The sequence below is a fragment of the Micromonospora sp. NPDC005161 genome (genome assembly GCF_053599855.1).
The window spans coordinates 1-4,017 of sequence record NZ_JBSFYQ010000107.1; the positions used below are offsets into that span (position 1 = coordinate 1).

2 protein-coding genes and 1 pseudogene are annotated in these 4,017 nt (G+C 67.1%); all 3 read left to right on the forward strand.

The annotated features are described in order from the left end of the window. The first annotated feature begins 405 nt into the window (after nucleotides 1-405). A complete protein-coding gene (locus ACWD5O_RS36945) occupies nucleotides 406-1,866 on the forward strand; it encodes a S8 family serine peptidase (RefSeq protein WP_450088154.1) in 1,461 nt (486 codons plus the stop codon). A gap of 405 nt (nucleotides 1,867-2,271) precedes the next feature. Then, nucleotides 2,272-3,262 (forward strand): annotated as a pseudogene (locus tag ACWD5O_RS36950) (IS481 family transposase). 557 nt (nucleotides 3,263-3,819) lie between these two features. After that, nucleotides 3,820-4,017: YunG family protein (locus tag ACWD5O_RS36955; protein WP_450088155.1), on the forward strand; the 198-nt coding region annotated here is incomplete at its 3' end.

Sequence of the window (4,017 nt, forward strand, 5' to 3'; positions counted from 1 at the left end):
TGATGCATCTCCTCACGACCAGCGGGCGCACGGTCTGCCGCAAGACCTCGCACGGGTCAGATCCGGAGAGTGCTGACCCGCCAGCCGCTACCGACGCCGAGTCTGCTCCAAGAACCGACCCGACAGAACCCATGAGATCCGGACGTCGGACATTCCAGGTCGTGCAAGACCACGACTACGCTCACCGATCGGCTTGCGTTACCCGCAACATCACCGCCAGTTGAAAGTGGGCAGTGCGACGATCATCAATGGATGTGCGTGGATCGGCACCCCTGACGGCTGCAGTGCGAGCGGGTGCCTCCGTACGCACTCGCGCCCTTAGGACGTACCCGTGTTGCGAAAGTTTGGTGATCGCCGATGTAGGACATAGATAGGCGTCACACACGCTCCCAGAGGAGTCCCCTCATGCTTCGAACCACCCCTCCCCTGATCGCCGGCGTCCTTGCCGCCGCGCTCGTCGCGCCGGTCGCGCCGGCGCAGGCGAGCAACCCACTCGCCCCGATATCCAGTTCCCTGGCGCGGACGCTGACGACAGCCTCCGGCACGATCCCGGTGTTTGTGCACGGTACGAGCATCGGTGCCGCCCGGCAGGCGGCCGCCGACACCGGCCTCAAACTCATCACAACCTGGAACAAGATCGGCATCGCGGTTGCGCGCGGCACCGCCGAGCAGATCGTGGCCGTTCGCGGTCATGCCGGTGTCACCTACGTCGAAGGTGACCAGCCGCTACGGCCATACCTGTCGACCTCGAACGTCGCTACCCGAGGCGAGCAGGCGCGCGCTGAGCTGCGCGACGGACAGGGACGGCCGGTCGACGGCCGCGGTGTGTCGGCGGCGATCATCGACACGGGCGTGGACGGCACGCACCCGTTCTTCCGCAACGCGGACGGTACCAGCGCAGTGAAGCTCAATCTGAAGAACATCTGCGGCCCGCTCACCGACCTGGGTCTGCCGCTCCCGCTACCCAACGACTCGTGCTTCCTCGACCTGAGCGCGGCCAACGACACCGACACGCTGTCGGCCGGCGGGCACGGCACGCACGTCGCGGGGATCGTCGCCGGGCGGGACACGACGCTCACCGACGGCACCCGGCTGCACGGCGCTGCCCCTGACGCCACGCTGATCAGCCTGTCGGTCGGCGCGGGACTGAGCATCTTCGGTGCGGACAGCGCGCTGAACTGGGTGCTCGACCATCACCTGAACCCGTGCGCGGGCTGCCCACCGATCAAGGTGAGCAACAACTCGTACGGCCCCAGTGGCGGTGGGGCGTTCGATCCGAACTCGGCGACCACCAAGTTGCAACGGGCGCTGGCCGCCGAGGGTGTCGTCACCGTCTGGGCGGCCGGCAACGACGGCCCGGACAACATCGCCACCAACCCTCCGGGTCAGGACCCCACTCCGGGCATCCTCATGGTCGCCTCCTACGACGACCATGGCACCGGCACCCGCGACGGTAGCGTGTCGACGTTCTCCAGCCGCGGGGCGGCGGGACACCCGGAGACCTACCCGGACGTCTCGGCACCCGGATCGAACATCACCTCGGCCTGCCGGCCATACCTGCTGATCTGCTCGACCGGTCTGGACCCGCACAACGGCCCCGGGCCCCTGGACCTCGGCACGTTCAACACGATCAGCGGTACCTCGATGGCAACCCCGCATGTCGTGGGCATCGTCACCCAGCTGTTCCAGGTCGCACCGAACGCGACCCCGGCCCAGGTCGAGGACGCGCTCAAGGCCACGGCGTACAAGTTCACGGACGGCGCGGCCTACCAGACCGTCGGGCCCTACACCACCGCAGTCGACAAGGGAACCGGCCTCGTCGACGTGTACGCCTCGGCGGTCCTGCTGGGGGCGACACCTGCCTGACGGCCGATCAGCTCAACGGCGCAGTAGCGAGTTCAGCCGCCACCGTCACCGACAACGAAACAGCGCCACCGAGCGGACGATCACCGGCTGGCGACATGCCGCGATGACCGTGTTTGCTCTGGCACAGCTCACGATCCACGACCAGGACCGCCCGTACGCCGGGGCGTTCATTAAGTAGTACCGGGGACGACTCCTCGCCGCCGACGAGGCGTCGGAGCGCCTGACAACAGGAGAAGGTCATCCCGATGGCGTCCGAGGACAGGCAACACTTCGAGCGCTAGGTGTACTGCCCAGGCAGGTTGGTTGAGGTCGTGTGACGACACGACGTAGATAGACGTGATGACGAAGGCCTCCGGTTGTGGAGTGGAGCTGTCTAGGAACCGCTCCGGCAACCAGGAGGCCTTCGTGTCCCACGCTAACGCCGCTTTGACTCCTCGTGCACGTCTTCGCCTCGCGCGTCTGATCGTTGATCAGGGGTGGCCGGTGGCCCGTGCCGCGGAACGCTATGACGTGTCCTGGCCGACCGCGAAGCGGTGGGCGCTGCGCTATGCCGAGCTGGGTGCCGACGGGATGGCAGACCGGTCATCGCGGCCGCATCGCAGCCCGAACCGCACCCCGCAGCCAGTGGTCCGCAAGGTCGTGTATCTGAGGTGGAAGCACCGCTTGGGGCCGGTGCAGATCGCCGGCCGCCTCGGTATGCCCGCCTCGACGGTGCATGCGGTGCTGACTCGCTGCCGGGTGAACCGCCTGTCTCACATCGACCGGCGCACTGGTGAACCGGTGCGCCGCTACGAACACGACCAGCCCGGCGACATGCTGCACTCAAGAAGCTAGGCCAGATTCCCGACGGGGGCGGCTGGCGCTACGTCGGCCGTGCCCAGGGCAAACGCCACCGGGAGGCCACCGCCCGCCGCACCGGTGCCCGCAACGGCCTATGGCAACCACAGGTCGGGACCGCGTTCGTGCACACCGTCGTCGATGATCACTCCCGGGTCGCCTACGCCGAAATCTGCGACGACGAGAAAGCCGCCACCGCCATCGCCGTGCTACGCCGAGCCGTCGCCTGGTTCACCGACCGAGGCGTCACCGTGCACCGAGTGCTCACCGACAACGGCGCCGCCTACAGGTCCTACGCCTGGCGCGACGCCTGCGCCGAACTAGGCGTCACCCCGAAGAAGACCCGCCCTACCGCCCACAAACCAACGGCAAGGTCGAACGCTTCCACCGAACCCTGACCGACTGCTGGGCCTTCGGCCGGTTCTACTCATCCGAAGCCGCCCGACGCAAGGCCCTGCCCGCCTGGCTGCATCACTACAATCACCACCGCCCCCACACTGCAACCGGCGGCAAACCACCCGTCACCAGGTTGACCAACGTCCCTGGGCAGTACAGCTAGGCCTGCTCCCCTGAATACCGGGAGCCTTCCGGGGACCGGGCGTCCGCGACGGACAGCCCGGTCCTCCGGGTCAGGGCGGCCCGGCTGCCCTCTACACCGAGCGACGCGTCAGTGCACCTGCCCACCATCGGCAGGCTGCACGCTTCATCGCCACCGTGGTCCTGGTGTCGGGGCGCGCCGACGGGCACCGCATTGGTTCAGCCGAGTGGGCCGCCTCGGTTACCACCATCCAAACAGCAGCGAAAAAAGATTGGCAGGCCCGGGCCACCATGGCCACCCCCGCTCATCGACATCCAGACGTCCCTCCGGACGCAAGCGGTCACAATCCGTAACACTCGGATCGCGGCAGTTGAGTACGCCCGGCGGTGGCGCTCTTCGGCCAACCGGGAAAGCCGTGGCCCGAGGTTTACTTGACCCTCGACCCGGTCGAGGGCTCACTCTGCATGGGTGACGTCCGGAGAACGCGACAAGTGAACAGACCCGCTCTTGATTAGCCTGGAATTGCTGCAGCCGATACTGCGGGCCGGCTGGGGAGCGGATACCTGCGACGCGCATATGTGCAGGACTGGCATCCAGACAACGCAGCCCGTGGTCAATGCGGAGCGACCGCACTGATCATTCAGGACCTGCTCGGCGGAGAACTGATCCTCGGTGAAGTCGTCGCCAGAGACGCCAAGGTCGGCTACCACTATTGGAATCGGTTACCCGACGGCCGCGACGTCGACCTCACCGCTGATCAGTTCTACCTGCAGGAA

Bases quoted from the DNA above. Each gene is read 5' to 3' on its own strand.
- ACWD5O_RS36945 (WP_450088154.1), top strand. From the start codon at position 406: ATGCTTCGAACCACCCCTCCCCTGATCGCCGGCGTCCTTGCCGCCGCG.